Here is a 22,344-nt window from a genome sequence, read left to right on the forward strand (position 1 = left end):
TCGCATGAAGAAACTGCTGCTGCCTGCGCTGGTCTTTCTGCTCGCCGGCCTGGCGTGGTCCGCCGCCGGGGCCAACGACCCGCCGCGCTACACCGTCGTCAAGGTCGACCTTCGCACCGAACGGCTCGCGCTGTTCCTGAACGACGACACGGGTGTCGCCTTCAAGCGCTTCGACCGGCTCGAGGCCTGGCTGAAGGCGCGCCACAAGCAGCTGCTCTTCGCGGTGAACGCCGGCATGTACCACGCCGACTTTGCACCGGTTGGACTGCTGGTGCGCGAAGGCCGCGAGGAAGCGCCACTGAATCTTGCCGACGGCGTCGGCAATTTCTTTCGCAAGCCCAACGGCGTGTTCCTGGTGACGGCCGACGGGCCGCGCATCGTCGAGGCGTCGGAGTACCCGGCGTTGGCTGCGAAGGGCGGCGTGCAGCTGGCGACGCAGTCGGGCCCGCTGCTGCTGCGTCATGGCGCGGTGCACCCGGCGCTCATTCCGAACTCGGATTCGCGCAAGTCCCGCAACGGCGTGTGCGTCTCGGGCTCGACGGCCGTCTTCGTCTTTGCCGAAACGCCGGTGAATTTTTACGATTTCGCGCTCTACTTCCGCGATGTGCTGCATTGCCGTGATGCGCTGTACCTCGACGGCACCGTGTCGGCGATCTATTCGAAGACACTGCAGCGCAACGACTTCGTGCGCGACCTCGGGCCGATGCTGGCCGTGGTGGCGCCCTGAAGCCCGGTTGCCTTTTCACTTCTGCCCTTTCTCCCAGAGCCATGTCCACACCGCTGCCCGTCCTGTCCCTCCTCGAAACCCGCGTGCTCGGGGTGCTGGCCGAAAAGCAGCGCACCGTGCCCGACAGCTACCCGCTCACGCTCAACTCGCTGGTGTCGGGCTGCAACCAGAAGACCAGCCGCAACCCCGTGCTCGAACTCAGCGAGTCGCAGGTGCAGGCCGCCATCGAGAGCCTGAAGGGCTACAGCCTCGTGGCCGAAACCAGCGGCGGGCGCGCCTTCCGCTACGAGCACAACGCCGACCGCGTGCTGCGCATTCCGTCGCAGTCGGTCATCCTGCTCACGGTGCTGATGCTGCGCGGCCCGCAGACCGCCGGCGAGCTGCGCATCGCCTGCGACCGCATGCACAACTTCGCCGACATCTCCTCGGTCGAGGGCTTCCTCAACGAGTTGGCCGAGCGTCCGGCCGGTGCGCTCGTGGTGAAGCTGGCGCGCCTGCCCGGCGCGCGCGAAAGCCGCTGGGCGCACCTGTTGAGCGGGCCGCCGGCGGAAGAGGTGGCGGGGCCAGGCGCATCGGGCGACGGCGCGTTTTCCACGCACGGCGATTCGCTCGGCGAAGTCGCGGCGCTCAAGGCCAACGTGGCGCGGCTCGAAACCGAGGTGGCCTCGCTGAAGGCGCTGCTGGGACGTGTGTGCTCGGAGCTGGGCATTTCCCCTGACGCGCCAGCCACGCCAGAAGCACCCGAGGCCTGATCCCCCCGCGTTCACACAGGCTTCATCCAGCCCGCACATTCGCTGCCTACCGTCGGACCCATTGCGAACCCAATGGAGCTCCGACCATGGACCACGGACAGACAGCCGCCTGGCGCGACCACACGCCCTTCGACGACATCACCCGCCGCCTGCTGGGCGGGCTGGCGGCCCTCGCCGGCCTTGCCAGCCTCTACGCCTTCTTCTGGTGGGCTGCCTCGGCCACCGGCTTCCTGCTGTTCGACGGCTGGTGGCACACCTGGCGCGGCCTGGGCACGGCCCTCGCGTTCCGCGACGCGGACTCGGCGTTCTACCTGCTGAGCTGGACGCTGTCGGTCCTCGGTGGTGCGGTCGGTTGGGTCGCGCTGGTCGCCCTCGCTGTGACCCACGGGCGCGGTTGGGGCGCGGTGCCGACGTGGGTCAAGGCCGGCTGCTTCCTCGGCGCCATCGCAGGGCTGGCCTTCGAACCCGGCCGGCTGCTGGCCATGGCCCCGATCGTCGGCGCGGTGCTGCTGATGCTGCGCTCGATGTTGCCGGTGCGCTGAACCCGCGCCCTCAGGCCCCCACCAACACCGGCACATCCAGGCTCACCTTCACCGGGTCCATCGTCACCAGCGTGCGAAAGCGCTTGACGTTGTTGCTCTGGAAAAACAGCTGGCGGGTGAGCGCGGTGTACTGCGCCATGTCGCGCACCACGCACACAAGGATGAAGTCCCACTCGCCCGTCACGTAGTAGCACTGCTGCACCTGCGGGCAGTCGCGAAAGCTCTGCTTCATGGCGTCGAGCCGTTCGATCTGCTCGCTCTCGGCCTCGACCTCGACCACGATGGTGAGCGGATGCCCGAGCGCGGTCGGTGACAGCACGGCGCCGTGGCGCTGGATCACGCCCTCGTCGCGCAGGCGCTTGAGCCGGCGGTTCACCGCCGCCGTCGACAGGTGGATGCGCTCGCCGAGTTCGCCCTGCGAGAGGCGGCTGTCGGCTTGGATCAGTTCGAGCAGGTGCAGATCGAGGGCGTCGAGGGGCGTCATGGAAAGAGGGGGTATTCGCGCAAAAACGTTGCGTAGGAACAGCTCATTTTGCGCGCCTGTCCCGTCGCGTTGTCAATAGCATCTCGCCATGAAGTTTCCAGACCACCCCCTGCGCGACCAGCTGGCCGGCTGGCGGCACCAGCTGCATGCGATGCCCGAGACCGGCTTCGAGGAAGCCAAGACCTCGGCCTTCATTGCCAACGCGCTGCGGGCGCTGGGGCTCGAGGTGCACACCGGCATTGGCGGCACCGGGGTGGTCGCCAGCCTCACGGTGGGCAGCGGGCCGGGCGTGATCGGCCTGCGCGCCGAGATGGACGCGCTGGCCATCACCGAGCTGGCGACCGAGCGGCCCTACGCCTCCGGCACGCCCGGGCGCATGCACGCCTGCGGCCACGACGGCCACATGGCGATGGTGCTCGGCGCGGCGCAGCTGCTGCGCGAGCGGCGCGATTTCGACGGCACCGTGCGCTTCATCTTCCAGCCCGCCGAAGAACACGGCCGTGGCGCCCGGGCCATGATGGACGACGGCCTGTTCACGCGCTTCCCGGTCGACGAGATCTACGGCCTGCACAACATGCCCGGCCTGCCCGCCGGCACCTTCGCCACGCGCGTGGGCGGCCTGATGGCGAGCGAGGACAACTTCGTCATCCACATCCACGGCCGGGGCACGCACGCCGCGCGGCCGCACATGGGCATCGACCCGATCGTGATCGGCGCGCAGATCGTGCTGGCGCTGCAGACCATCGTCTCGCGCACGCTCGATCCGGGCGCGCAGGCCGTGGTGTCGTGCACCGAGTTCATCACCGACGGCATCCGCAACGCCATTCCGTCGAACGTGGTCATCAAGGGCGACACGCGCAGCTACGACCCCGCCGTGCAGCGCATGCTCGAAACACGCATGCGCGAGATCAGCGACGGCATCTGCCGCATGCACGGCGCGCAATGCTCGTTCAGCTACACGCACGAGTTCGCGCCCACCGTGAACTGGGCCGAATGTGTGCCGACCGCGGTGGCCGCCGCCACGGCCGTGGTGGGCGCCGAGAAGGTCGATGCGAATGTCGCGCAGATGATGATCTCGGAAGACTTCGGCGCCTTCCTGCGCGCCGTGCCGGGCGCCTTCGTCTTCCTGGGCAACGGCGCCGAGGGCGAGCCTGGCGGCACGCCACTGCACAACGGCCGCTACGACTTCAACGATGCGGTGCTGACCACGGGCGCGCGCTACTTCGCGGAGATCGTGCGGCTGCGGCTTCCCGCGCGCACCGCCGCCTGATCGTCTCTTTTCCCTTTCCGGTTTTCTTCCCATGCTCTTCGCCAACCCTCACGCGCAACGGCGCGGCTACGACGCGGCCCTGCAGGCCGTCATGAACATCGCACGCGGCCGCGAGAGCCGTCAGTGGCTGTCCACCTGGGACCGGCTCTCGCCGCAGCCGACACCCGCGTGGCCGCTGCCCCGGCTCGCCGCGCAGCTGGGCATCGCGCAGGTCATCGTGAAGGATGAATCGCGCCGTTCCGCGCTCGGCAGCTTCAAGGTGCTCGGCGCGCCCGTGGCCTTGCTGCGGCTCGTGCTGCGCCGCTGGCCCGACCGGGGCTGGACGCCGGCCGACCTGTTCGCGGGCCGGCACGCGGCAGCGCTGCGCGACTTCGTCGTCATCAGCGCGACCGACGGCAACCACGGCCGTGCACTGGCCGCGGCCGCGCAGAGCATGGGCTGCCGCTGCGTGATCGTGCTGCACGCGCAGGTCAGCGAGGAGCGCGAGGCGCCCATCGCCGCGCTCGGCGCCAAGATCGTGCGCATCGCCGGCAACTACGACGCCTCGGTCGAAGAGGCCGCCCGCCTGGCAAAGGCGAATGGCTGGGAGGTGGTCTCCGACACCTCCTACGACGGCTACGAAGAGATTCCGCGCGACGTGATGCAGGGCTACGGCATCCTCGTCGACGAGCTGCTCGAGAACACCGCGCCCGGCGCGCCGTGCCCCTACACCCACGTCATCGTGCAGGGCGGCGTCGGCGGGCTCGCGGCCGGCGTGGCCAGCCATGTCTGGGAGCGCTACGGCGCCGCGCGACCGACGCTCATCGTGGTCGAGCCCGAGCAGGCCGACTGCCTACTGCAGAGCGCGCGCAGCGGCCGCCCAGACCGTGCCACCGGCAGCGTCGATTCGGTGATGGCCGGGCTGGCCTGCGGCGAAACCTCGCCGCTCGCATGGCGCTTTCTGCAGCCCTCGGTCGATCTCTTCATGACCGTGACCGATGCCGACGCCGAGCACGCCATGCGCACCTTCGCCAGCGGCGCGGCGGGCGACGTGCCCGTGCTGGTCGGGGAATCCGGCGCCGCAGGCCTGGCTGCGCTGCAGGTGCTCGCGGCCGACCCCGAGCTGGCGCGTGCCGCTGGCCTCGACGCCAGCTCGCGCGTGCTGCTGTTCAGCACCGAAGGCGCAACCGCACCCGGCGTGTACCGCGCGCTGACCGGCCGCTCGGGCGAAGAAGTCGTGGCGGCGCAGACGCAATGGCTGCAACGCGAAGGCATCGCCGAAGCCGCACTGATGGCGCGCATCGACGCGCACGCCGCCATCGGCGCGACGGCGCAAGGCGGCGTCTGCCGCATCGCACTCACCGACGCTGACCGTGCAGGCCGCGACCGGCTCGTGCAGTGGATGCGAGACCTGGGCCTCACCGTGCGCATCGACCGCATCGGCAACATCTTCGGCATCCGCCCCGGCCAACTGCCCGATGCCAAACCCGTGATGACCGGCTCGCACATCGACACCGTCGCCACGGGGGGGCGCTACGACGGCAACTACGGCGTGATGGCCGGCCTCGAGGTGGTGCGCTGGCTCAACGAACGCCAGCGCCAGACGCTGCGCCCCTTCGTCGTCGCCGCCTTCACCAACGAGGAGGGCGTGCGCTTCATGCCCGACATGCTGGGCTCGCTGGTGCACGCGGGCGGCCTGGCGCTCGACGCGGCGCTCGACACCGTCGCCACCGACGGCGCACGACTGGGCGACGAACTCGCGCGCATCGGCTACGCGGGCGACATGGCCTGCGGCACGCTGGTGCCGCATGCGTTCGTCGAGCTGCACATCGAGCAGGGCCCGGTGCTGGAGGCCGAAGGCGTCACCATCGGCGCGGTGGCCGACCTGCAGGGCATCTCATGGCAGGAGATCGTCGTCACCGGCCAGTCGAACCACGCGGGCACCACGCCGATGCGCCTGCGCCACGACGCGGGCTACTGCGCCGCCGCCATCGCGGTGTTCGTGCGCGAGCTGGCGCGACGCTATGGCGGCAGCCAGGTCGCGACCGTCGGTGCGATCGACCTGCACCCCAACCTCATCAACGTGATCGCGGCGCGCGCCACGCTCACGGTGGATCTGCGCAACACGGACGAGGCGACGCTGAAGGACGCCGAGGGCGAGTTGGCGGACTACCTGCGGCAACTCGAAGCGACCGAAGGCGTGACCATCGAAGCCCGCACGCTCGCGCGTTTCGAACCGGTGCCCTTCGACGAGCGATTGGTCCGCGTCATCGAAGCCAGTGCGCACGCGCGCGGCCTCAGCCACCGCCGCATGACCTCAGGTGCCGGCCACGACGCGCAGATGATGGCGCGCATCTGCCCCGCCGCCATGGTCTTCGTGCCGAGCGTGCGCGGCATCAGCCACAACCCGAAGGAACACACGGCGAGCGCCGACTTGGTGCAGGGCGCGAATGTGCTGCTGGATGTGGTGTTGGGGCTGGTGGACGAGGCGGGGTGAGCGGCGGGATGTCAGTCGACCGCTGGCGCCCTCACTTCAACGCCCACCCAAAGAACCGCACCACTTCATCGCGCTGGCGCATCGCATCCGCGCGCCCGAGTGCCATCAGCTCACGCGTGTAGCCCGACTCGAACAGCAGGTAGCTCGCGAGCGCGCCGCCCTTCACGTCGGCCGCGACCTTCGAGCCGCCCAGCAGATGCCGCACCGCACCCGGCAGCGCGTCGACGTGGCGCGCCGCGATCATGTCGATGCGCTCCGACGGCGAGATCACCAGCAGGTCGAGCGGGCGCAGCGTGCTGGCGGCGCGCGCCTCTTCGGGGATCAGGCCCAGCGTGTGGTTGATGCGGCGCAGCCGTTCGATGTCGACCGCGAGCGCATCGAGAAAGATGCTCGACAGCGCATGACCCGCGATCTGCGCCATGGTCGGATAGCCGCTGTGCGTGTTGGGCCCGGCTTCGTCGCGCGGCTCATGCATGCGGCCTGCGCCGATCACCACGATGCGCTGTGCGCCCAGATGGATCGCCGCCGCGATGGGCGCCGATTGGCGCATCGAGCCGTCGCCGAAGTACTCGGTGTGACCCGGCGGCATCGGTAGCGCGGTGGCCGGGAACACGAACGGAATGGCCGACGAGGCCATCAGGTGCGCATGCGTGATGCGGTCGCGCACCGACAGGCGCTGCGAACGCACCCACGGTTCCATTGGCACGGCCGCCTCGAAGAAGGTGACGTGCTCGCCCGAGCTGTAGCTCGACGCCGTGACGGCCAGCGCCTGCACGTGGCCCTGCTGCATGAGCTGCGGCAGCCGGTCCAGCGGCACCAGGCGCGCGAGCAGGTCGGCCAGCGGCGCGTTGTCGAGCAGCGACTTCGGCTTGATGCGCATCCAGTTGGCCGCAAAGCGCCCGAGGCCGAGCAGCATGCGCCAGCGCGCGCCGCTGCCGAGCACCGAGAGCGAGTCGGCGCGGTAGACCTGCTCGGCGCGAAAGTTGCCCCACACCTGCGCGATGTGCGCGACCACGCGGTCGAAGTCGTCGGAACCGCAGGCCAGCGCGGCGGCGTTGATGGCGCCGGCCGAGGTGCCGGTGATGACCTGGAACGGATTGCCGCTGCCGATGGCCGCGCCGGCCGCCAGGGCGTCGCGCCGGATCTCGGCGATGGCTTCGAGCACGCCGACCTGGTAGGCGGCGCGGGCGCCGCCGCCTGTCAGCAGCAGGCCGGTGGCGGGGCGTGTCTCGGGCATTCTTTTTTTGGCGTCTGGGTTTTCGGGTATTGAACGCTGTCCGGTGCGGGCTTGGCAGGCGGAATAGACTACCCGCCATTCAGGAGTTTGATCAATGGCACTCACCCCCGACGGGCTCATGGACGCGCTCAAGAGCGTCACGGACCCTAACACCGGCAAAGAATTCGCAGCGACGCGCTCGCTCAAAAACCTCCAGATCGCCGAGGGCGACGTCTCGTTCGAGCTCGAACTGGGCTACCCGGCCAAGAGCCAGCACGCGGCCATCCGCAAGTCGCTCGTGGCCGCGGCCAAGGCGGTGCCGGGCGTGGAGAACGTGTCGGTCAACATCGTCACCAAGGTCATCAGCCATGCGGTGCAGCGCGGCGTGCAGCTGATGCCCAACGTGCGCAACATCGTGGCCGTGGCCTCGGGCAAGGGCGGCGTGGGCAAGAGCACCACGGCCGCCAACCTGGCGCTGGCGCTGGCCGCCGAGGGCGCCACCGTGGGCCTGCTCGACGCCGACATCTACGGCCCGAGCCAGCCCATGATGATGGGCCTGGACGGCCGCCCCGAGAGCATCGACGGCAAGAACATGGAGCCCAAGGAGCGCCATGGCGTGCAGGTGATGTCGATCGGTTTCCTGGTCGACGCCGACCAGGCCATGATCTGGCGCGGCCCCATGGCCACGCAGGCGCTCGAGCAGCTGCTGCGCCAGACCAACTGGAAAGACCTCGACTACCTGATCGTCGACATGCCGCCGGGCACCGGCGACATCCAGCTCACGCTGAGCCAGCGCGTGCCGATGACGGGCGCGGTGATCGTCACCACGCCGCAGGACATCGCGCTGCTCGACGCGCGCAAGGGCATCAAGATGTTCGAGAAGGTCGGCGTGCCGATCCTGGGCATCGTGGAGAACATGGCGGTGCACATCTGCTCGAACTGCGGCCACATGGAGCACATCTTCGGCGCGGACGGCGGCAAGAAGATGGCGGCCGAATACCAGATGGAATACCTGGGCGCGCTGCCGCTGGACATCAACATCCGGCTGCAGGCGGACAGCGGGGCGCCGACCGTGGTGTCCGACCCCGACGGCGAAGTGGCCGCGCTCTACAAGGCCGTGGCGCGTCGCGTGGCGGTGGGGATTGCGGAGAAGGCGAAGGACTTCTCGGCGAAGTTTCCGACGATTTCGATCAGCAAGAACACGTGAGATAGGGGCGTTTCAGGGCGACGCTCCCGCCGACGGAGCGCCTTGCTCCGCGAATGTCCCCCGCTTCGCTCCTCCTTGATTTCGCTGCGCAAGGCACCCCGTCGACGTGAGCGCGTGCTGAGCGCGGATTGATCGGGCCGCGCAACGGCAGCGCCCAGTGTGCTCAGGGCACTGGGTGCTTCCCGCAGCGAAATCAAGGAGGAGGGCGAAGCCCGGGGGACATTCGCGGAGGGAAGTACCCGGTGGCCTGTGCACGCGCCCCGAACGAGCGCACACAAAGGACAAGAAGAAATGAACCTGCTCGCCTCCATGCGCTACCTCGTCGCACTCAGCGAGCACAAGCATTTCGGCCGCGCCGCGCAGGCCTGCCACATCACGCAGCCGGCACTTTCGAACGCACTGCGCGCGCTGGAAGGCGAGTTCGGCGTCGTCATCGTCAAGCGCTCCCGCGTGTACGTGGGCCTCACGCACGAAGGCGAGCGCGTGCTGGCCACGGCGCAGCGCATGCTGCGCGACAACGAGGTGCTGTTGCAGGAGCTGCGCAGCGAGGCCGACGACCCGCGCGGGCGCTTGCGCATGGCCGCCGTGCCGACCGCGATCCCGATGTTGTCGCGCTTTGCCGCGATGCTGCAGCAGCGCCATCCGGGCATCGTGCCGGCCGTGCTTTCCATGAGTTCGCAGGAGCTGGAAACGGGTCTCGAGAACCTCTCGGTCGATCTCGCACTGGGCTACACCGAGCGCATGCACCTGCCGGGCGTCAAGCTCAAGGCCTGGCCGCAGAGCATCGAACATTACTTCCTGCTGCGGCGCGCGAAGAAGCCGTCGGCCGACCGGTTGCGCATCGGTCGACCCATCACCTGGGCCGAAGCCGGCAAGCTGCCGCTGTGCCTGCTCACGCCCGACATGCACAACCGCGCCATCATCGACCAGGCCCTGCGCGACGCTGGCGTGGCCGCGGTGGCGCCCGCCATCGAAACCAATTCCGTGCTCACGCTCGCGCTGGCCGTGAGCGTGGGCACCGTCAGCAGCGTGCTGCCCGGCGCCATGGTGGCGGCCGTGCGCAGTCATCGCGAACTGGAGGCACTGCCGCTGGTATCGCCCGAAGTGCGCACGCCCATCGGCTTCATGACGCAGGAGGGCGTGCGGCCCGCGCGCGCGCTCGATGCGGCGCTGGCCTTTCTGCAGACGCCCGAATGGCAGGCGCAGGCGCGCGAGCACAGCGGCGCGCTCGACGCCGCGTAGCCCCACAACCGAGTGCCGACGGCACCGGATGGTTTACCCTTCGCGCCACCATGAAATCCAAAGCCCAGTTCCGCCTGCGCATCTACCGGGACGACGCCATCGCCATCGGCCCCGGCAAGATCGCCGTGCTCGAAGCCGTGGCCGAGACCGGCTCGATCTCGGCGGCGGCGCGCCTGCTCGGCATGTCGTACCGACGTGCGTGGATGCTGATCGACGAGATGAACCAGACGCTGGCTTCGCCCGCGGTGAACACGGCCGCGGGCGGCTCGCGCGGCGGCGGCACGGCGCTCACGCCGGTGGGCGAGGACATCGTGAAGCGCTACCGCGCGATCGAGAACGCCGCGCGCCTGGCGACGGCCGCCGATGTTCGCGCGCTCACGCGGCTGCTGGCCCCCTAAGCCGCAGCAACGCATCGGTCGGAGGCTCGTGCCGAGCGCATCGCGCAGCGCCATCAGGAACGACTGGCTCTCGTCGCGCGGCGCGATGCTCGACGGGATGAAAGTCGCCGGCGTCCAGAATTCGCTGTATTCGACAGGATATGAAGACGGGCGCTTTCACGCATCTCTGCAAGCGAAAAAATGGCGGTGCGTGTAACAATCGCGCCGTATTCAAATGAACACGACGACCGCTTCGCTCATCGCCACCACCGACTGGTCTCCGCTGGTCCTGTCGCTGCAGGTCGCGGCGGTCGCGACCTTGTTGGCGCTGGTCGTGGGCGTGGCGCTGGGCTGGGTGTTCGCGCGCAAGCAGTTCGTCGGATCGGGCGTGCTTGAGGCCGTGTTCATGCTGCCGCTGGTGCTGCCGCCCACAGTGATCGGCTACGCCATCCTGGTGGCGGCGGGGCGCCGCAGCCCGCTCGGCGCGTGGCTGCGCGAGCACTTCGACTACACCCTCATCTTCAGCTGGCACGGCGCCGTGGTGGCCTCGGCCGTGGTCGCGCTGCCGCTGGTGCTCAAGTCGGCCAGCGCGGCGTTCTCGAACGTCGACCGCTCGCTCGAAGCCGCCGCCAGCACCTTGCGCCAGTCGCCGCTCTCGGTGTTTTTGCGTGTCACGCTGCCGCTGGCCTGGCCCGGCATCCTGGCCGGCACGCTGCTCGCGTTCGCGCGCGCCATGGGCGAGTTCGGCGCCTCGCTGATGGTGGCCGGCTCCATTCCCAAGCAGACCCAGACCCTGTCGATGGCCATCTACGACGCCGTGCAGTCCGGGCACGACGACCTGGCGCTGCTGCTGGTGGTCGTCACGTCGGTGCTGTCGATCGCGGTGCTGGTCGTGTCGAACCGCTTCTTTTCGCTTCGTTGATTCCCACTTTTTCCTGGAGACTGTGTTCATGCGTCCCTTGCGCCTCCTGTCTGTCGTGCTCGCCCTGGCCCTGCCGCTCGCAGCCGCCGCGCAGCAGATCACCGTGTCCGCCGCCGCGAGCCTGACCGACGCATTCAAGGAAATCGGTCCCAAGTTCGAAGCCGCCAAGGCGGGCCGCACCGTGCGCTTCAACTTCGCCGCTTCGGGCGTGCTGCTGCAGCAGATCGGGCAGGGCGCGCCGGTCGACGTGTTCGCCAGCGCCGACCAGGAGACGATGAGCCGCGGCGCCGACCAGAAGCTCGTCGACACCGCCACCCGCAAGGACTTCGTCACCAACAGCCTCGTGCTGGTCGAGCCCGCGCAGGGCGCCGTCGGCCTGAAGTCGCTGCAAGACCTGAGCGGCGCCCGCGTGAAGCGGATCGCCGTCGGCAAGACCGCCACCGTGCCGGTCGGCCGCTACACCCGACAGGTGCTGGACAACGCGAAGCTCTGGACCGTGCTCGAGCCCAAGTTCGTGCAGGCCGACAGCGTGCGCCAGGTGCTCGACTACGTGAGCCGCGGCGAGGTCGAGGCCGGCTTTGTCTACCGCACCGACGCGGCCGTGGCCGGCGACAAGGTCAAGGTCGCCTTCACGCCCACGGGCCACACGCCCGTGACGTACCCGATCGCGGTGGTGGCCGAGAGCCGGCAGAAGGCGCTGGCCGGCGATTTCATTGCGTTCCTGTCGACGCCCGCCGCCCAGGAAGTGCTCACGCGCTACGGTTTCGGCAAGCCATGATCGATGTCGATCTGCAGCTCACGGTGAAGGACGGCGCCCGGCGCTTCGACCTCGCCGTGCGCTTCCAGACCGACGTTCCCTTCGCCGCGCTCTACGGCCCCTCGGGGGCAGGAAAGTCGCTGACCCTGCAGGCCATCGCCGGCCTGCTGCATCCGTCGGCGGGCCATGTGCGCCTCGATGGCCGCACGCTCTACGACGCGGCCCAGCGCATCGACGTGCCCGCGCCGGCGCGCCGCATCGGCTACCTGTTCCAGAATTACGCGCTGTTCCCGCACCTCACGGTGCGCGAGAACGTGGCCTTCGGGCTCACGGCATGGCACCGCCGCACGCTGCCGGCGCGCGACGCCGAGCGCGTGCAGGCGCTGCTCGACAGCTTCGGCCTCGCCGCACTGGCCGACAGCCGGCCGCAGAAACTCTCGGGCGGCCAGCAGCAGCGCGTGGCGCTGGCGCGCGCACTGGCCTGCGAGCCGCAGGTGCTGCTGCTAGACGAACCCTTTGCTGCGCTCAACCCCATGCTGCGCGCCGAGCTGCGTAACGAGCTCGCGCAGGTGCGCAAGCAGTGGGGCATCCCGGTGTTGATGATCACGCACGACATCGAAGACGTGCTCGCCCTGGCCGACGTCGCCTTCGTCTACAAGGACGGCCAGGTGGTGCGGGAGATCGACCTGCACAACGCCGAGAGCCGCGACTTCGCGCTGCGCGAGATTGCGGGTGTGCAGGAAGTCGAGGAGACGTCACTGCGCAGCAAGCTGCGGGGTTTGCTGATGGGCGGTGCGCGCGAGGCCTGAGCGGCTTTTCCTTCCCCCGTCATTTCCCTTTTGAATCGCCGCATGTCCCGATTCAATTTGACGCCACGCCCCCACAAGCCAACACTGCCGCCATGAGCGAGCAGAAGATCGAGTTTTACAAGGGTCCGGCCGGTGGCTGGGGCGCGTTGCGCAGCGTGACGAATGCACTGCTGCGGCAGGACATTCCGGTCAAGGGCGCGAAGACGCTGCTCTCGGCCAACCAGCCCGACGGCTTCGACTGCCCGGGCTGCGCCTGGCCGGACCGCAACCATGCCTCGACCTTCGAGTTCTGCGAGAACGGCGTGAAGGCCGTGGCGGCCGAGGCCACCGCGCGCCGCGCGGGCCCGGCGCTGTTTGCGAAGCACACCGTGGCCGAGCTGGCCCAGCAGAGCGATTTCTGGCTCGAAGACCAGGGTCGGCTCACGCACCCGATGGCCTACGACGCGGCCAGCGACAAGTACGTGCCCATCGACTGGGACGACGCCTTCGCATTGATCGCGCGCCACCTGAACGCGCTGCCCGACCCGAACCAGGCGATCTTCTACACCTCGGGCCGCGCGAGCAACGAGGCGGCTTTCCTGTACCAGCTGTTCGTGCGCGAGTACGGCACCAACAACTTTCCCGACTGCTCGAACATGTGCCACGAGCCCAGCGGCAGCGGCATGCGCCCGCAGATCGGTGTGGGCAAGGGCACGGTCACGCTCGAAGATTTCGAGAAGGCCGACGCGATCTTCATCTTCGGCCAGAACCCGGGCACCAACCATCCGCGCATGCTCGGCGAACTGCGCGCGGCCTCCAAGCGCGGCGCGCGCATCGTGAGCTTCAACCCCCTGCGCGAGCGCGGGCTGGAGCGTTTTGCCGACCCGCAGGACAAGCTCGAGATGGCCACGCTGGGCGCCACGCCGATCAGCACGCACTACTTCCAGCTGCGCGTGGGCGGTGACTTCGCGGCCGTGAAGGGAATGATGAAGCACGTCATCGAGCGCGAAGACGCGGCGGTGGCGCGCGGCGAGCCGTCGGTGCTCGACCATGAATTCATCGCCACCCACACGCTGGGCTTCGAAGCGCTGGCCGACGACCTGCGCGCCGAATCGTGGCCGCTGCTGGTGCAGGAGTCGGGCCTGAGCGAAGCGCAGATCCGCGCGGCGGCCGACGTGTACCTGGGCGCCAAGCGCGTCATCGCCTGCTGGGGCATGGGCATCACGCAGCACCAGCATTCGGTGGCCACGATCCAGATGATCGGCAACTGGCTCATGCTGTGCGGCCACATGGGGCGCGAAGGGGCGGGCGCCTGCCCGGTGCGCGGCCACAGCAACGTGCAGGGCGACCGCACCATGGGCATCTGGGAAAAGCCGCCGGCTGCGCTGCTCGACCGGCTGCAGCAGGTGTTCGGCTTCGAGCCGCCGCGCGAGAACGGCGTGGACACGGTCGAGGCGATCCAGCTCATGCTCGACGGCAAGGGCAAGGTGTTCTTTGCGCTGGGCGGCAACTTCGCGGCGGCCACGCCCGACACCTACCAGACCTGGAAGGGGCTGCAGCAGTGCGACCTCACGGTGCATGTGACCACCAAGCTCAACCGCAGCCACATCGTGCACGGGCGCGAGGCGCTCATCCTGCCGTGCCTGGGCCGCACCGAGATCGACATGCAGGCGAACGGCCCGCAGGGCGTGACGGTTGAAGACTCGATGAGCATGGTCCACCTCTCGATGGGCATCAACCCGCCCGCGTCGGAGCTTCTGCTGTCCGAACCCGCCATCGTCGCGCGCCTTGCTGCAGCGACCATCGGCGCGCGCAGCAAGACGCCGTGGCTCTGGCTGGTGGAAGACTACGCCCGCATCCGCGACAAGATCGAAGCCGTGTTCGACGACTTCAAGGACTTCAACGCGCGCGTGGCGCACCCCGGCGGCTTTCGCCTGCGCAACACGGCGAGCGAGCGCGTGTGGGCCACCGCGTCGCAGAAGGCCGTGTTCTTCACGCACGCCGTGCCGATGGACACGCACGCACACCGGGCCCGCGCGCGCTTTGCGTCGCAGCGCGACACGCTGGTGTTCACGCTGCTCACCACGCGCTCGCACGATCAGTACAACACCACGATCTACGGCATGGACGACCGCTACCGCGGCGTGTTCGGCCAGCGCCGCGTGGTGTTCATCCACGCCGACGACATTCGCCAGCTCGGCATGAAGGACGGCGACTGGGTCGACATCCAGACCGTGTGGAGCGACGGGCCCGAGCGCCGCGCCGGGCCGCCCCAAGCAAGCGAGGCCCCCCTTGGGGGGCAGCGAGGACACGAAGTGCCGAGCGAGGGGGCCGTCATTCAGCGTCGCGCCGACCGCTTCAAGCTGGTGGCCTACGACATTCCGCGCGGCAACCTCGCGGCCTATTACCCCGAGACGAACCCGTTGGTGCCGCTGTCGTCGGTGGCCGAGAACGCGGGCACGCCGACGTCCAAGTCGATTCCCGTGGTGCTGTCGCTGCATGTGGCGCCGGTCGTGGTGGACGTCGACGCCGTGGCGGCATGAGCGCCGGGTTCGACGCCGACGCTTTTTTCATCGCGATCCTGCGCGCGCTCGCCGAAGCGCCCGGCGAAGGCGGCATGTCGCTGCCGCGCCTGGGCAAGCGGCTGGGGCAGGGCGCGAGCGTGGTCATGCGCCAGCTCACGCTGATGGGCGATGCCACCCTCGGTGGCGTGCGCGGCCCCGGCTGGGTGCGCGTGGTGCAGCAGGACGACCGCTGGGTCGCGCACCTCACCGACGCCGGGCGCGCGATGGTCGACAGTCTGCCGGCTGACGAAAACCGTAGCTGAGCCGACAATGGCCGCGGCCATGACAAACCCCCCCGAACCCGACTCCCTGCCGCCGCTCGCACGGCATGCCGTGCACGTCTTCGGCGAGCGCGGCCTCGCGCCCGAAGGCGTGGTGCGCGACGACACGCTGGCCGCCGAGGTGCCGGTGGCGCTGGTGTTCAACGGCGTCTCGCACGCCGTGATGATGGCCACGCCGCAAGACCTCGAAGCCTTCGCGCTCGGCTTTGCGCTCAGCGAAGGCATCCTCGACAGCGCCGCCGATTGCCGCGGCATCGACGTGCAGGTGGTCGATGCCTCCGACGCCGGCCTGCCCGAGGGCATGCCCGGCATCGAGGTGCAGCTCGACATTGCCACGCGCAGCTTCGAACGCCTGAAGGACCGGCGCCGCAGCCTCGCAGGCCGCACCGGCTGCGGGGTGTGCGGCGTCGAAAGTTTCGCGGGACTCGACCTGTCGCCGCAGCGCGTGCCGCCGCGCGACTGGATCGAGCGCATCGACCTGGCCACCGTGCTGCGCGCGTTCGCGGCCATGTCGCCGCGCCAGGTGCTCAATGCCGAAGCCGGCGCGATCCATGCGGCGGCCTGGGCCACGGTGGACGGCGAACTGACCGACCTGATGGAAGACGTCGGCCGCCACAACGCGCTCGACAAGCTGCTCGGCAAGCTCGCGCGTGCGAATCGGCTCGATGAACCCGGCTTCGTGCTGATGTCCAGCCGCGGCAGCCATGAGCTGGTGCGCAAGTGCGCGCGCCTGGGCATTGCGGCGATGGCGACCATCTCGGCGCCGACCGCGATGGGCGTGCGCATGGCCGAGCTCAGCGGCCTGCGTTTCTGGGGGCTGTGCCGCGCGCCGCGCGGCGTGCTTTACGCAGACGGGCTCGGTGCGACGGGTGGATCGCCGAGCGCCAGCACCGCGTCGGCCACGGCCTCGATGCCCTGATCCGACAGGTCGGACGCCGCCACGCGCTGGCGCCTGGCCCACGCGCGAAAGTGCGTTTCTTGCGACTTCTCGTAGTGCGGGTCGTAGTGCAATGACATGAGTTCGGCGAACAGGTGCGGCAGGTCGGCATCGTGTGCCCACTGCTGCCAGCGTGTCACCGTTTCCTTGCCCTGCATTTCCTTCAGCACGCCCATCTTTTCGGCGAGCGCCGCGCGGTCGTCGCCCAGGTAGGCGTAGTCGCGCAATAGGTAGCTCAGGCGCGCCTCGGGCGTGGCGGCCACCTCGATGCACGGCGCGGCGCGCATCTGCGCGACGAGTGACAGCGGCAGCGACAGCCGCCCGATGCGCACGCTCTCGCCCTCGACATACAGCGGACGCGAAAGGTCGATGGCTTCGAGCACGGTCGCGATGCGCGTCTCGAAGTGTTTTTGCGAAGGCTGCGCCACGCCCGGCAGCGCGCCGAGCAGCGAGCCCTTGTGGTTCGCGAAGTCTTCGAGGTCGAGCACCTGCGCGCCGCGTTCGGCCAGCGCATGCAGCACGCGCGTCTTGGCGCTGCCGGTGGCGCCGCAGACCACGCGCAGGTCGAGCTGCGGCGTCAGTGCGTCGATCTGCGAGATCACATGCCGCCGAAAGCTCTTGTAGCCGCCCGCGAGCTGCTGCGCGTCCCAGCCCACGAGCCGCAGCCACGTGACCATCGAGCCGCTGCGCATGCCGCCGCGCCAGCAGTAGACCAGCGGCTTCCACTTTTCGGGCCGGTCGGCCAGCGTGTCGCGCAGATGCGTCGCGATGTTGGCCGCCACCATCGCGCCACCGATGCGGCGTGCCTCGAAGGCGCCGGTCTGCACGTAGACCGTGCCGACGATGTGGCGCTCCTCGTCGTTGAGCACCGGGCAGTTGATGGCACCGGGGATGTGGTCGAGCGCGAACTCGGCCGGCGAGCGGGCGTCGATCAGCGTGTCGAAGGCGTGGCGGTCGCCGATCCGTACGGGCTGGCGATGACTCATGGCAGTGGGGACCTCATGCCCCGATTGTCGGCCACTCAGGCGTAGGCGGGACCTAGGCCTTTTCGCAAGCGAGCGCTCGCCAAGTCGACAAAGGTGACCAGCACGAACATCGCGATCAGCACCGTCATCGCCTGCTGCTGCTGAAAGATCGACAGGTGGAAGTACAACAGCTGCCCCAGCCCGCCGCCACCGACGAAGCCCAGCACGGCCGCCATGCGGATGTTCATTTCCCAGCGGTAGAGCGTGTAGGCCACCCACTGCGGCAGCACGATCGGCAGGCTGGCGTAGCTGAAGGCGGTGACCGGGCCGGCACCCGAGAGCGCGAGCGCCTGCTCGGGCTCGCGCGGTGCGTTCTCCAGCGCCTCGGCAAAGAGCCGGCCGAGCACGCCCGTGGTGTGCAGCGCCAAGGCCAGCGCGCCCGCGAACGGCCCGATGCCGGCGGCCAGCACCATGAGCGCGGCCCACACCAGCTCGGGCACGCTGCGCAAGAAGTTGAGCACGAAGCGCGCGCCATGGCGCAGCGGCGCGCCGGTGCGCCCCGAGGCCGGCAGCGCGAGCACGGCGCCGGCCACGGCGGCGAGCACGGTGCCCAGCGCCGACACGGCCAGCGTCTGCAGTGCGCCGTGGCCGACCTTGGCGAGAAACTCGGAGGACACGTCGGGCGGGAAGAACTCGGCGATGAACTTGCCCATCAGCCGCAGCGATTCGGCCGACCCCAGCGCGCCGTAGTCGATGCCCAGGTAGACAAAACTCGCGACCACCGCCGCGGCGATCAGCGCCACGGCGAGCCAGCAGCGCAGGCACAGGGGAGGGCGTGGCGGCAGCGTCGTCATGCCAAGAGCTTTCGCAGTGCGTTGCTCAGCATGTCGGCCAGCAGCACGAGCGCGAGAAACACAAGCAGGATGCTGCTCGCTTCGCCGCCGTTGAGCATCTTCATCGACTGGTCCATCAGCTGCCCGAGGCCGCCTGCGCCCACGAAGCCCATCACCACCGAGGCGCGCACTGCGCATTCCCAGCGGTACACGGTGTACGAGGCCAGCTCCTGCGCCGTGTGCGGCAGCAGGCCGTAGCACAGCGCCGCGAGCCGGCCGCTGCCGCTTTCGAGCAGGGCGCGCGCGGGGCGTGTGTCGGTCGATTCGAGGATCTCGGCGTAGACCTTGCCCAGCATGCCGCCGTAGGTGATGGCCAGCGCCAGCACGCCGGCCGCGGGGCCGAGCCCGAGCGCGCGCACGAACAGCAGCGCCCACACGATTTCAGGAATGGCGCGCAGCACCATCAGCAGCCAGCGCGCTGCCTGGCGGACGATGCCGGCCTGCAGCCGGCCAGGGCCGGGGCCGATGCGCGAGATGGAGAGCGCCCGCGTGGTCACGAAGCCCAGCGGCGCGCCGATCAGCAGCGCCATGGCGGTGCCGGCCGTGGCCATGGCGAGCGTCTCGAGCGTGGCCTTGGCGAGCAGTGCGAGAAAGGCCGGTGAGCCGTCGGGCGGGAAGAAGCCCGCGAGAAAACCGCCGATGACGGCGAGCTGCCCGCTGCCGAACAGCGCCCACGGCTTGAATTCGGAGAGCGCCAGCACCGGCCACGCGATGACCAGCGCCGCGAGCCAGCCGGCCAGCCGGCGGCCCGCCTGCGGATCGCGCAGGGCGGGAGACGAAAGCGTGGTCATGGCGGTCACGGGCAGTCCGGCCGATGGAAGGCCGGCTCGGCGGTGCCGACCGGCTGCGCGAGCGGCAGCGGCCCCTGCGTCGCCACGCCGCCTTCGCTCGCATAGAGCGCCTCGAGCAGCGCCGGCGTCACTTCGGCGGCTGGCAGGTCGAAGGCGACCTGCCCGTCGCGCATGCCCACGATGCGCGGAAACCAGCGCAGCGCCAGGTCGACCGCGTGCAGCGACGCGACCAGCGTGGCGCCGGTCGATTCACTCTGCGCGACCAGCTGGCCCACGGCCGCATGCGACAGCGTGGGGTCGAGCGCGGACACCGGCTCGTCCGCCAGCAGCAGCGCGGGGCGCTGGTACAGCACGCGCGCGATGCCCACGCGCTGCAGCTGACCGCCCGAGAGGCGGTCGCAGCGGTCGAACAGCCGGTCTTCGAGCGCGAGCCGGGCCAGCGCCTCGTGCGCGCCCGCGATGTCGGACGGATAAAAAAGCGAACCCAGCGCGCGCGGCACCGACCACTGGCCGAGCCGGCCCGCGAGCACGGCCGTGACCACGCGCAGGCGCGGCGCAATCGGCGGCGCCTGGTGTACGGTGCCGATGCGCGCGCGCAGCTGCTTGAGCGCACGCGCCGGCAGCCGCCACGGCTGCTGGCCCAGCGCCTGCACCTCGCCTTCGCCGGGCCGCAGCGCCGCGCCCAGCACACGCAGCAGCGTGGTCTTGCCCGCGCCCGAGGGCCCGATGACGGCGATGCGCTCGCCGTCGCGCGCGGCCAGCGTCACGCCGGCCAGCGCGCGCTGGCCGTTGGGGTGGACGACGCCGATGGCTTCGAGGGAGAAGCTCACGCTGCAGGTCTTTCTTGCGCCGTTCCCTCACCCCGGCCCTCTCCCGCCAGCGGGAGAGGGCGCAAAGCGGGGCCCGGCTGTGGGCCCCCTCTCCCGCTGGCGGGAGAGGGTTGGGGTGAGGGTGAAGCCCCCACGCTCAAAGTCACTTGATCAGTCCTGCCGACTTGCCCGCCGTCTCGATGCCGTCGTAGTTCGACGACTTGGTCGGGATGAACTTGCTCGCGCGCTGCAGCGCCATGATCTCCTTGTGCGCCGGGTTGGCCGGGTCGAGCTTCAGGAACGCATCCGTCAGCTTCTTGTGCAGTGCTGCGTCCATGCCCGGGCGCACGGTCCAGTTGTAGTCGTAGTAGGTCGGCGTGGTCGCGAGCACGCGCACCTTGGCGGCGTTGGGGTTCTTCGACTCGACCAGCTTGTCCCACACCGAGGCGTTGAGCACGCCCGCTTCGGCGCGCGAGGCGGCCACGAAGGCCACGGTGGCGTCGTGCGCGCCCGAGAACGCGACGGTCTTGAAGTCCTTCTCGGGGTTGATGCCGGCCTGCAGCAGGAAGTAGCGCGGCATCAGGCTGCCCGAGGTGGACGAGGGCGCGCCGAAGGCGAAGGTCTTGCCCTTCAGGTCGGCCAGCGTCTTGGCGGGGCTGTCGATCGGCACGATGAACTTGCTGGTGAACACCTCGTCTTCCGCGCGCTGCACGATCGGCACCGCGCCACCGTTGGTGCGGATGCGCGCCTGCACGAAGGTGAAGCCGCCGAGCCAGGCCATGTCGATCTTGTTCGTCGCCAGGCCTTCGACCACGGCGGCGTAGTCGGTCACGGGCGTGAACTGCACGTCCATGCCGGTTTCCTTCTTCAGGTAGTCGCCCAGGGGCGTGAACTTGCGTTGCAGCTCGGTGGGCGCTTCGTCGGGAATGGCCGACACGCGCAGCACGCCCTGGGCGAAGGCGCCCACGGCGGTGAGGGACAGGGCCAGCGCGATGGCCAGCCGGGACACGGTTTGTTTCGTTTGCATGGTGTGGGTGAAGCGTTCAGTGGAGAAGAAAGAAAAGGGTGTGTTCGGGTGCGCAGGCAGACGGTGGCGCGGGCTTCGATAATTGCGGCTTGTTCCATTCGACCGACCCGCCGCCATGATCGAAGCCGCACCTTCCAAGCTCCTGAATCCGTTGGCGCCGCTGCGGCTCACCAGCTTCTCGCATGGGGGCGGCTGCGGCTGCAAGATCGCGCCGGGCGTGCTGTCGCAGATCCTGCGCCACCATGGGGGCGGGCTGATTCCGCCCGAACTCATGGTCGGCATCGAGACCGCCGACGACGCGGCAGTCTACCGGCTCAACGACGAGCAGGCGCTGATCGCCACCACCGACTTCTTCATGCCCATCGTGGACGACCCCTACGAGTTCGGCCGCATCGCCGCGACCAACGCGATCAGCGACGTCTACGCAATGGGCGGGCGCCCGATCATGGCGCTGGCGCTGGTTGCCATGCCGATCAACGAACTGCCGGTGGAGGTCATCGCCGAGATCGTGCGCGGCGGGCAGGACGTGTGCCGCGCGGCCGGCATTCCCATTGCGGGCGGCCACACCATCGATTCGGTCGAGCCGATCTACGGGCTGGTCGCGATGGGACTGGTGCATCCGAAGCGCGTGCGGCGCAACGCCGACGCGCGGGCGGGCGACGTGCTGGTGCTCGGCAAGCCGCTGGGCGTGGGCGTGCTGTCGGCGGCGCTGAAGAAGCAGCAGCTGTCCGAGGCCGGCTACCGCCAGCTGATCGAGAACACCACCAAGCTCAACACGCCCGGCATCGCGCTCTCGGCGCTCGACGGCGTGCATGCGCTGACCGACGTCACCGGCTTCGGCCTGGCCGGCCACACGCTCGAACTTGCGCGCGGCGCGGGGCTGACGGCGGTCGTCGAATGGTCGCGCGTGCCGCTGCTGGACAACGTGATCGCGATGGCGGCGGGTGGGCTGGTCACCGGCGCGTCGGGGCGCAACTGGGCGGGGTATGGCGGTGACGTGCAACTGCACGAAGGGCTGCCGGCGACGGCGCAGGCGTTGATGACCGATCCGCAGACGTCGGGGGGCTTGCTCGTGAGCTGCGCGCCCGAGGTGGCGGAGGCGGTGCTCGAGATCTTCCGGCAGGAGGGGTTCGGGCAGGCGGCCGTGATTGGCCGTGTGGAGGCCGGCGCGCCGGGCCTCGTCGTGCTGCCGTAGTACCCCGTGTTTCTCCCTCCCCCGCTGGGGGAGGGCAGGGGTGGGGGCAAGCGGCGTTCGATCCGGCACAGCCCTCGTGCGAGCGCCGCGTGCCCCCATCCCCACCTTCCCCCGGGAGGGGA

At 69.6% G+C, this 22,344-nt stretch carries 22 protein-coding genes and 1 pseudogene; 16 read left to right on the forward strand and 7 right to left on the reverse strand.

Annotated features, from left to right (window positions below; genetic code table 11):
* The first annotated feature begins 4 nt into the window (after positions 1 to 4).
* From RZE79_RS06900 to RZE79_RS06910, 3 genes are all read left to right on the forward strand, one after another.
* Positions 5 to 727 carry a phosphodiester glycosidase family protein gene (locus RZE79_RS06900; RefSeq protein ID WP_319359544.1) on the forward strand — a complete coding sequence of 241 codons (723 nt, stop codon included), beginning with the start codon at positions 5 to 7 and terminating at the stop codon, positions 725 to 727.
* Between the two features lie 41 nt (positions 728 to 768).
* Complete coding sequence (locus RZE79_RS06905) at positions 769 to 1,479, forward strand: YceH family protein (RefSeq protein WP_319359545.1); 711 nt, start codon at positions 769 to 771, stop codon at positions 1,477 to 1,479.
* Between the two features lie 86 nt (positions 1,480 to 1,565).
* The gene (locus RZE79_RS06910; protein ID WP_319359546.1) at positions 1,566 to 2,021 is read left to right on the forward strand and encodes a hypothetical protein; all 456 of its coding nucleotides are present in this window, start codon (positions 1,566 to 1,568) and stop codon (positions 2,019 to 2,021) included.
* Positions 2,022 to 2,031: 10 nt separating this feature from the next.
* On the opposite strand, the gene RZE79_RS06915 is transcribed toward RZE79_RS06910, so the two are convergent.
* Positions 2,032 to 2,505 (reverse strand): Lrp/AsnC family transcriptional regulator, encoded by a 474-nt coding sequence (locus RZE79_RS06915; RefSeq protein WP_319359547.1) that lies wholly within the window; start codon positions 2,503 to 2,505, stop codon positions 2,032 to 2,034.
* Positions 2,506 to 2,593: 88 nt separating this feature from the next.
* On the opposite strand from RZE79_RS06915, the gene RZE79_RS06920 reads away from it, so the two are divergent.
* The 3 genes and pseudogenes from RZE79_RS06920 to RZE79_RS06930 all read left to right on the forward strand — a co-directional run bounded on the left by RZE79_RS06920 (position 2,594) and on the right by RZE79_RS06930 (position 6,251).
* Positions 2,594 to 3,775, forward strand: coding sequence for a M20 aminoacylase family protein (locus tag RZE79_RS06920; protein ID WP_319359548.1), 1,182 nt, complete (start codon positions 2,594 to 2,596; stop codon positions 3,773 to 3,775).
* Between the two features lie 31 nt (positions 3,776 to 3,806).
* A pseudogene (locus RZE79_RS06925) lies at positions 3,807 to 5,003 on the forward strand (diaminopropionate ammonia-lyase); the annotation flags it as partial.
* Positions 5,004 to 5,045: 42 nt separating this feature from the next.
* Positions 5,046 to 6,251, forward strand: coding sequence for a M20 family metallo-hydrolase (locus tag RZE79_RS06930; RefSeq protein WP_319361116.1), 1,206 nt, complete (start codon positions 5,046 to 5,048; stop codon positions 6,249 to 6,251).
* Positions 6,252 to 6,282: 31 nt separating this feature from the next.
* Here RZE79_RS06930 and RZE79_RS06935 read toward each other — a convergent pair whose 3' ends face one another.
* A complete protein-coding gene (locus tag RZE79_RS06935) occupies positions 6,283 to 7,488 on the reverse strand; it encodes a patatin-like phospholipase family protein (RefSeq protein ID WP_319359549.1) in 1,206 nt (401 codons plus the stop codon).
* Positions 7,489 to 7,582: 94 nt separating this feature from the next.
* Here RZE79_RS06935 and apbC point away from each other — a divergent pair, with 94 nt between their 5' ends.
* From apbC to fdhD, 9 genes are all read left to right on the forward strand, one after another.
* The gene (gene apbC, locus RZE79_RS06940) at positions 7,583 to 8,674 is read left to right on the forward strand and encodes an iron-sulfur cluster carrier protein ApbC (protein WP_319359550.1); all 1,092 of its coding nucleotides are present in this window, start codon (positions 7,583 to 7,585) and stop codon (positions 8,672 to 8,674) included.
* Between the two features lie 291 nt (positions 8,675 to 8,965).
* Positions 8,966 to 9,916: a LysR substrate-binding domain-containing protein gene (locus tag RZE79_RS06945; RefSeq protein WP_319359551.1), complete on the forward strand. Its 951-nt coding sequence runs from the start codon at positions 8,966 to 8,968 to the stop codon at positions 9,914 to 9,916.
* Positions 9,917 to 9,966: 50 nt separating this feature from the next.
* Complete coding sequence (locus tag RZE79_RS06950) at positions 9,967 to 10,314, forward strand: winged helix-turn-helix domain-containing protein (protein ID WP_056578386.1); 348 nt, start codon at positions 9,967 to 9,969, stop codon at positions 10,312 to 10,314.
* 214 nt (positions 10,315 to 10,528) lie between these two features.
* Positions 10,529 to 11,215 (forward strand): molybdate ABC transporter permease subunit, encoded by a 687-nt coding sequence (modB, locus tag RZE79_RS06955; RefSeq protein WP_319359552.1) that lies wholly within the window; start codon positions 10,529 to 10,531, stop codon positions 11,213 to 11,215.
* Positions 11,216 to 11,243: 28 nt separating this feature from the next.
* The gene (modA, locus tag RZE79_RS06960) at positions 11,244 to 11,993 is read left to right on the forward strand and encodes a molybdate ABC transporter substrate-binding protein (protein ID WP_319359553.1); all 750 of its coding nucleotides are present in this window, start codon (positions 11,244 to 11,246) and stop codon (positions 11,991 to 11,993) included.
* Complete coding sequence (locus RZE79_RS06965; protein WP_319359554.1) at positions 11,990 to 12,781, forward strand: ATP-binding cassette domain-containing protein; 792 nt, start codon at positions 11,990 to 11,992, stop codon at positions 12,779 to 12,781. The genes modA and RZE79_RS06965 overlap by 4 nt, the downstream gene beginning before the upstream one ends.
* Before the next feature lie 92 nt (positions 12,782 to 12,873).
* The gene (locus RZE79_RS06970) at positions 12,874 to 15,303 is read left to right on the forward strand and encodes an FdhF/YdeP family oxidoreductase (RefSeq protein ID WP_319359555.1); all 2,430 of its coding nucleotides are present in this window, start codon (positions 12,874 to 12,876) and stop codon (positions 15,301 to 15,303) included.
* Complete coding sequence (locus tag RZE79_RS06975) at positions 15,300 to 15,587, forward strand: hypothetical protein (protein ID WP_319359556.1); 288 nt, start codon at positions 15,300 to 15,302, stop codon at positions 15,585 to 15,587. Before RZE79_RS06970 ends, RZE79_RS06975 begins: the two co-directional genes overlap by 4 nt.
* A gap of 19 nt (positions 15,588 to 15,606) precedes the next feature.
* Positions 15,607 to 16,524: a formate dehydrogenase accessory sulfurtransferase FdhD gene (gene fdhD, locus RZE79_RS06980; RefSeq protein ID WP_319359557.1), complete on the forward strand. Its 918-nt coding sequence runs from the start codon at positions 15,607 to 15,609 to the stop codon at positions 16,522 to 16,524.
* On the opposite strand, the gene mnmH is transcribed toward fdhD, so the two are convergent.
* From mnmH to RZE79_RS07005, 5 genes are all read right to left on the reverse strand, one after another.
* A complete protein-coding gene (gene mnmH / locus RZE79_RS06985) occupies positions 16,449 to 17,528 on the reverse strand; it encodes a tRNA 2-selenouridine(34) synthase MnmH (protein WP_319359558.1) in 1,080 nt (359 codons plus the stop codon). The two genes, fdhD and mnmH, sit on opposite strands and share 76 nt — an antisense overlap.
* Before the next feature lie 35 nt (positions 17,529 to 17,563).
* On the reverse strand, positions 17,564 to 18,361 hold the full coding sequence (gene phnE / locus RZE79_RS06990) for a phosphonate ABC transporter, permease protein PhnE (RefSeq protein ID WP_319359559.1): 798 nt from the start codon (positions 18,359 to 18,361) through the stop codon (positions 17,564 to 17,566).
* Complete coding sequence (locus tag RZE79_RS06995) at positions 18,358 to 19,191, reverse strand: ABC transporter permease (protein ID WP_319359560.1); 834 nt, start codon at positions 19,189 to 19,191, stop codon at positions 18,358 to 18,360. The genes phnE and RZE79_RS06995 overlap by 4 nt, the downstream gene beginning before the upstream one ends.
* A gap of 5 nt (positions 19,192 to 19,196) precedes the next feature.
* Positions 19,197 to 20,021 carry an ATP-binding cassette domain-containing protein gene (locus RZE79_RS07000; protein ID WP_319359561.1) on the reverse strand — a complete coding sequence of 275 codons (825 nt, stop codon included), beginning with the start codon at positions 20,019 to 20,021 and terminating at the stop codon, positions 19,197 to 19,199.
* 142 nt (positions 20,022 to 20,163) lie between these two features.
* The gene (locus tag RZE79_RS07005) at positions 20,164 to 21,027 is read right to left on the reverse strand and encodes a putative selenate ABC transporter substrate-binding protein (RefSeq protein ID WP_319359562.1); all 864 of its coding nucleotides are present in this window, start codon (positions 21,025 to 21,027) and stop codon (positions 20,164 to 20,166) included.
* Positions 21,028 to 21,142: 115 nt separating this feature from the next.
* Here RZE79_RS07005 and selD point away from each other — a divergent pair, with 115 nt between their 5' ends.
* A complete protein-coding gene (selD, locus tag RZE79_RS07010) occupies positions 21,143 to 22,222 on the forward strand; it encodes a selenide, water dikinase SelD (RefSeq protein ID WP_319359563.1) in 1,080 nt (359 codons plus the stop codon).
* Positions 22,223 to 22,344: the final 122 nt, after the last annotated feature.

This window comes from Variovorax sp. EBFNA2, from assembly GCF_033802765.1.
Lineage (GTDB): Bacteria > Pseudomonadota > Gammaproteobacteria > Burkholderiales > Burkholderiaceae_C > Variovorax > Variovorax paradoxus_H.

Bases quoted from the DNA above. Each gene is read 5' to 3' on its own strand.
- RZE79_RS06995 (WP_319359560.1), bottom strand. From the start codon at position 19,191: ATGACCACGCTTTCGTCTCCCGCCCTGCGCGATCCGCAGGCGGGCCGC.
- modB (WP_319359552.1), top strand. From the start codon at position 10,529: ATGAACACGACGACCGCTTCGCTCATCGCCACCACCGACTGGTCTCCG.
- RZE79_RS06930 (WP_319361116.1), top strand. From the start codon at position 5,046: ATGGCGCGCATCGACGCGCACGCCGCCATCGGCGCGACGGCGCAAGGC.
- fdhD (WP_319359557.1), top strand. From the start codon at position 15,607: ATGACAAACCCCCCCGAACCCGACTCCCTGCCGCCGCTCGCACGGCAT.
- RZE79_RS06935 (WP_319359549.1), bottom strand. From the start codon at position 7,488: ATGCCCGAGACACGCCCCGCCACCGGCCTGCTGCTGACAGGCGGCGGC.
- RZE79_RS06975 (WP_319359556.1), top strand. From the start codon at position 15,300: ATGAGCGCCGGGTTCGACGCCGACGCTTTTTTCATCGCGATCCTGCGC.
- modA (WP_319359553.1), top strand. From the start codon at position 11,244: ATGCGTCCCTTGCGCCTCCTGTCTGTCGTGCTCGCCCTGGCCCTGCCG.
- selD (WP_319359563.1), top strand. From the start codon at position 21,143: ATGATCGAAGCCGCACCTTCCAAGCTCCTGAATCCGTTGGCGCCGCTG.
- RZE79_RS06910 (WP_319359546.1), top strand. From the start codon at position 1,566: ATGGACCACGGACAGACAGCCGCCTGGCGCGACCACACGCCCTTCGAC.
- RZE79_RS06965 (WP_319359554.1), top strand. From the start codon at position 11,990: ATGATCGATGTCGATCTGCAGCTCACGGTGAAGGACGGCGCCCGGCGC.
- RZE79_RS06915 (WP_319359547.1), bottom strand. From the start codon at position 2,505: ATGACGCCCCTCGACGCCCTCGATCTGCACCTGCTCGAACTGATCCAA.
- phnE (WP_319359559.1), bottom strand. From the start codon at position 18,361: ATGACGACGCTGCCGCCACGCCCTCCCCTGTGCCTGCGCTGCTGGCTC.
- apbC (WP_319359550.1), top strand. From the start codon at position 7,583: ATGGCACTCACCCCCGACGGGCTCATGGACGCGCTCAAGAGCGTCACG.
- RZE79_RS06945 (WP_319359551.1), top strand. From the start codon at position 8,966: ATGAACCTGCTCGCCTCCATGCGCTACCTCGTCGCACTCAGCGAGCAC.
- RZE79_RS06900 (WP_319359544.1), top strand. From the start codon at position 5: ATGAAGAAACTGCTGCTGCCTGCGCTGGTCTTTCTGCTCGCCGGCCTG.
- RZE79_RS07005 (WP_319359562.1), bottom strand. From the start codon at position 21,027: ATGCAAACGAAACAAACCGTGTCCCGGCTGGCCATCGCGCTGGCCCTG.
- mnmH (WP_319359558.1), bottom strand. From the start codon at position 17,528: ATGAGTCATCGCCAGCCCGTACGGATCGGCGACCGCCACGCCTTCGAC.
- RZE79_RS06905 (WP_319359545.1), top strand. From the start codon at position 769: ATGTCCACACCGCTGCCCGTCCTGTCCCTCCTCGAAACCCGCGTGCTC.
- RZE79_RS06950 (WP_056578386.1), top strand. From the start codon at position 9,967: ATGAAATCCAAAGCCCAGTTCCGCCTGCGCATCTACCGGGACGACGCC.
- RZE79_RS06920 (WP_319359548.1), top strand. From the start codon at position 2,594: ATGAAGTTTCCAGACCACCCCCTGCGCGACCAGCTGGCCGGCTGGCGG.
- RZE79_RS06970 (WP_319359555.1), top strand. From the start codon at position 12,874: ATGAGCGAGCAGAAGATCGAGTTTTACAAGGGTCCGGCCGGTGGCTGG.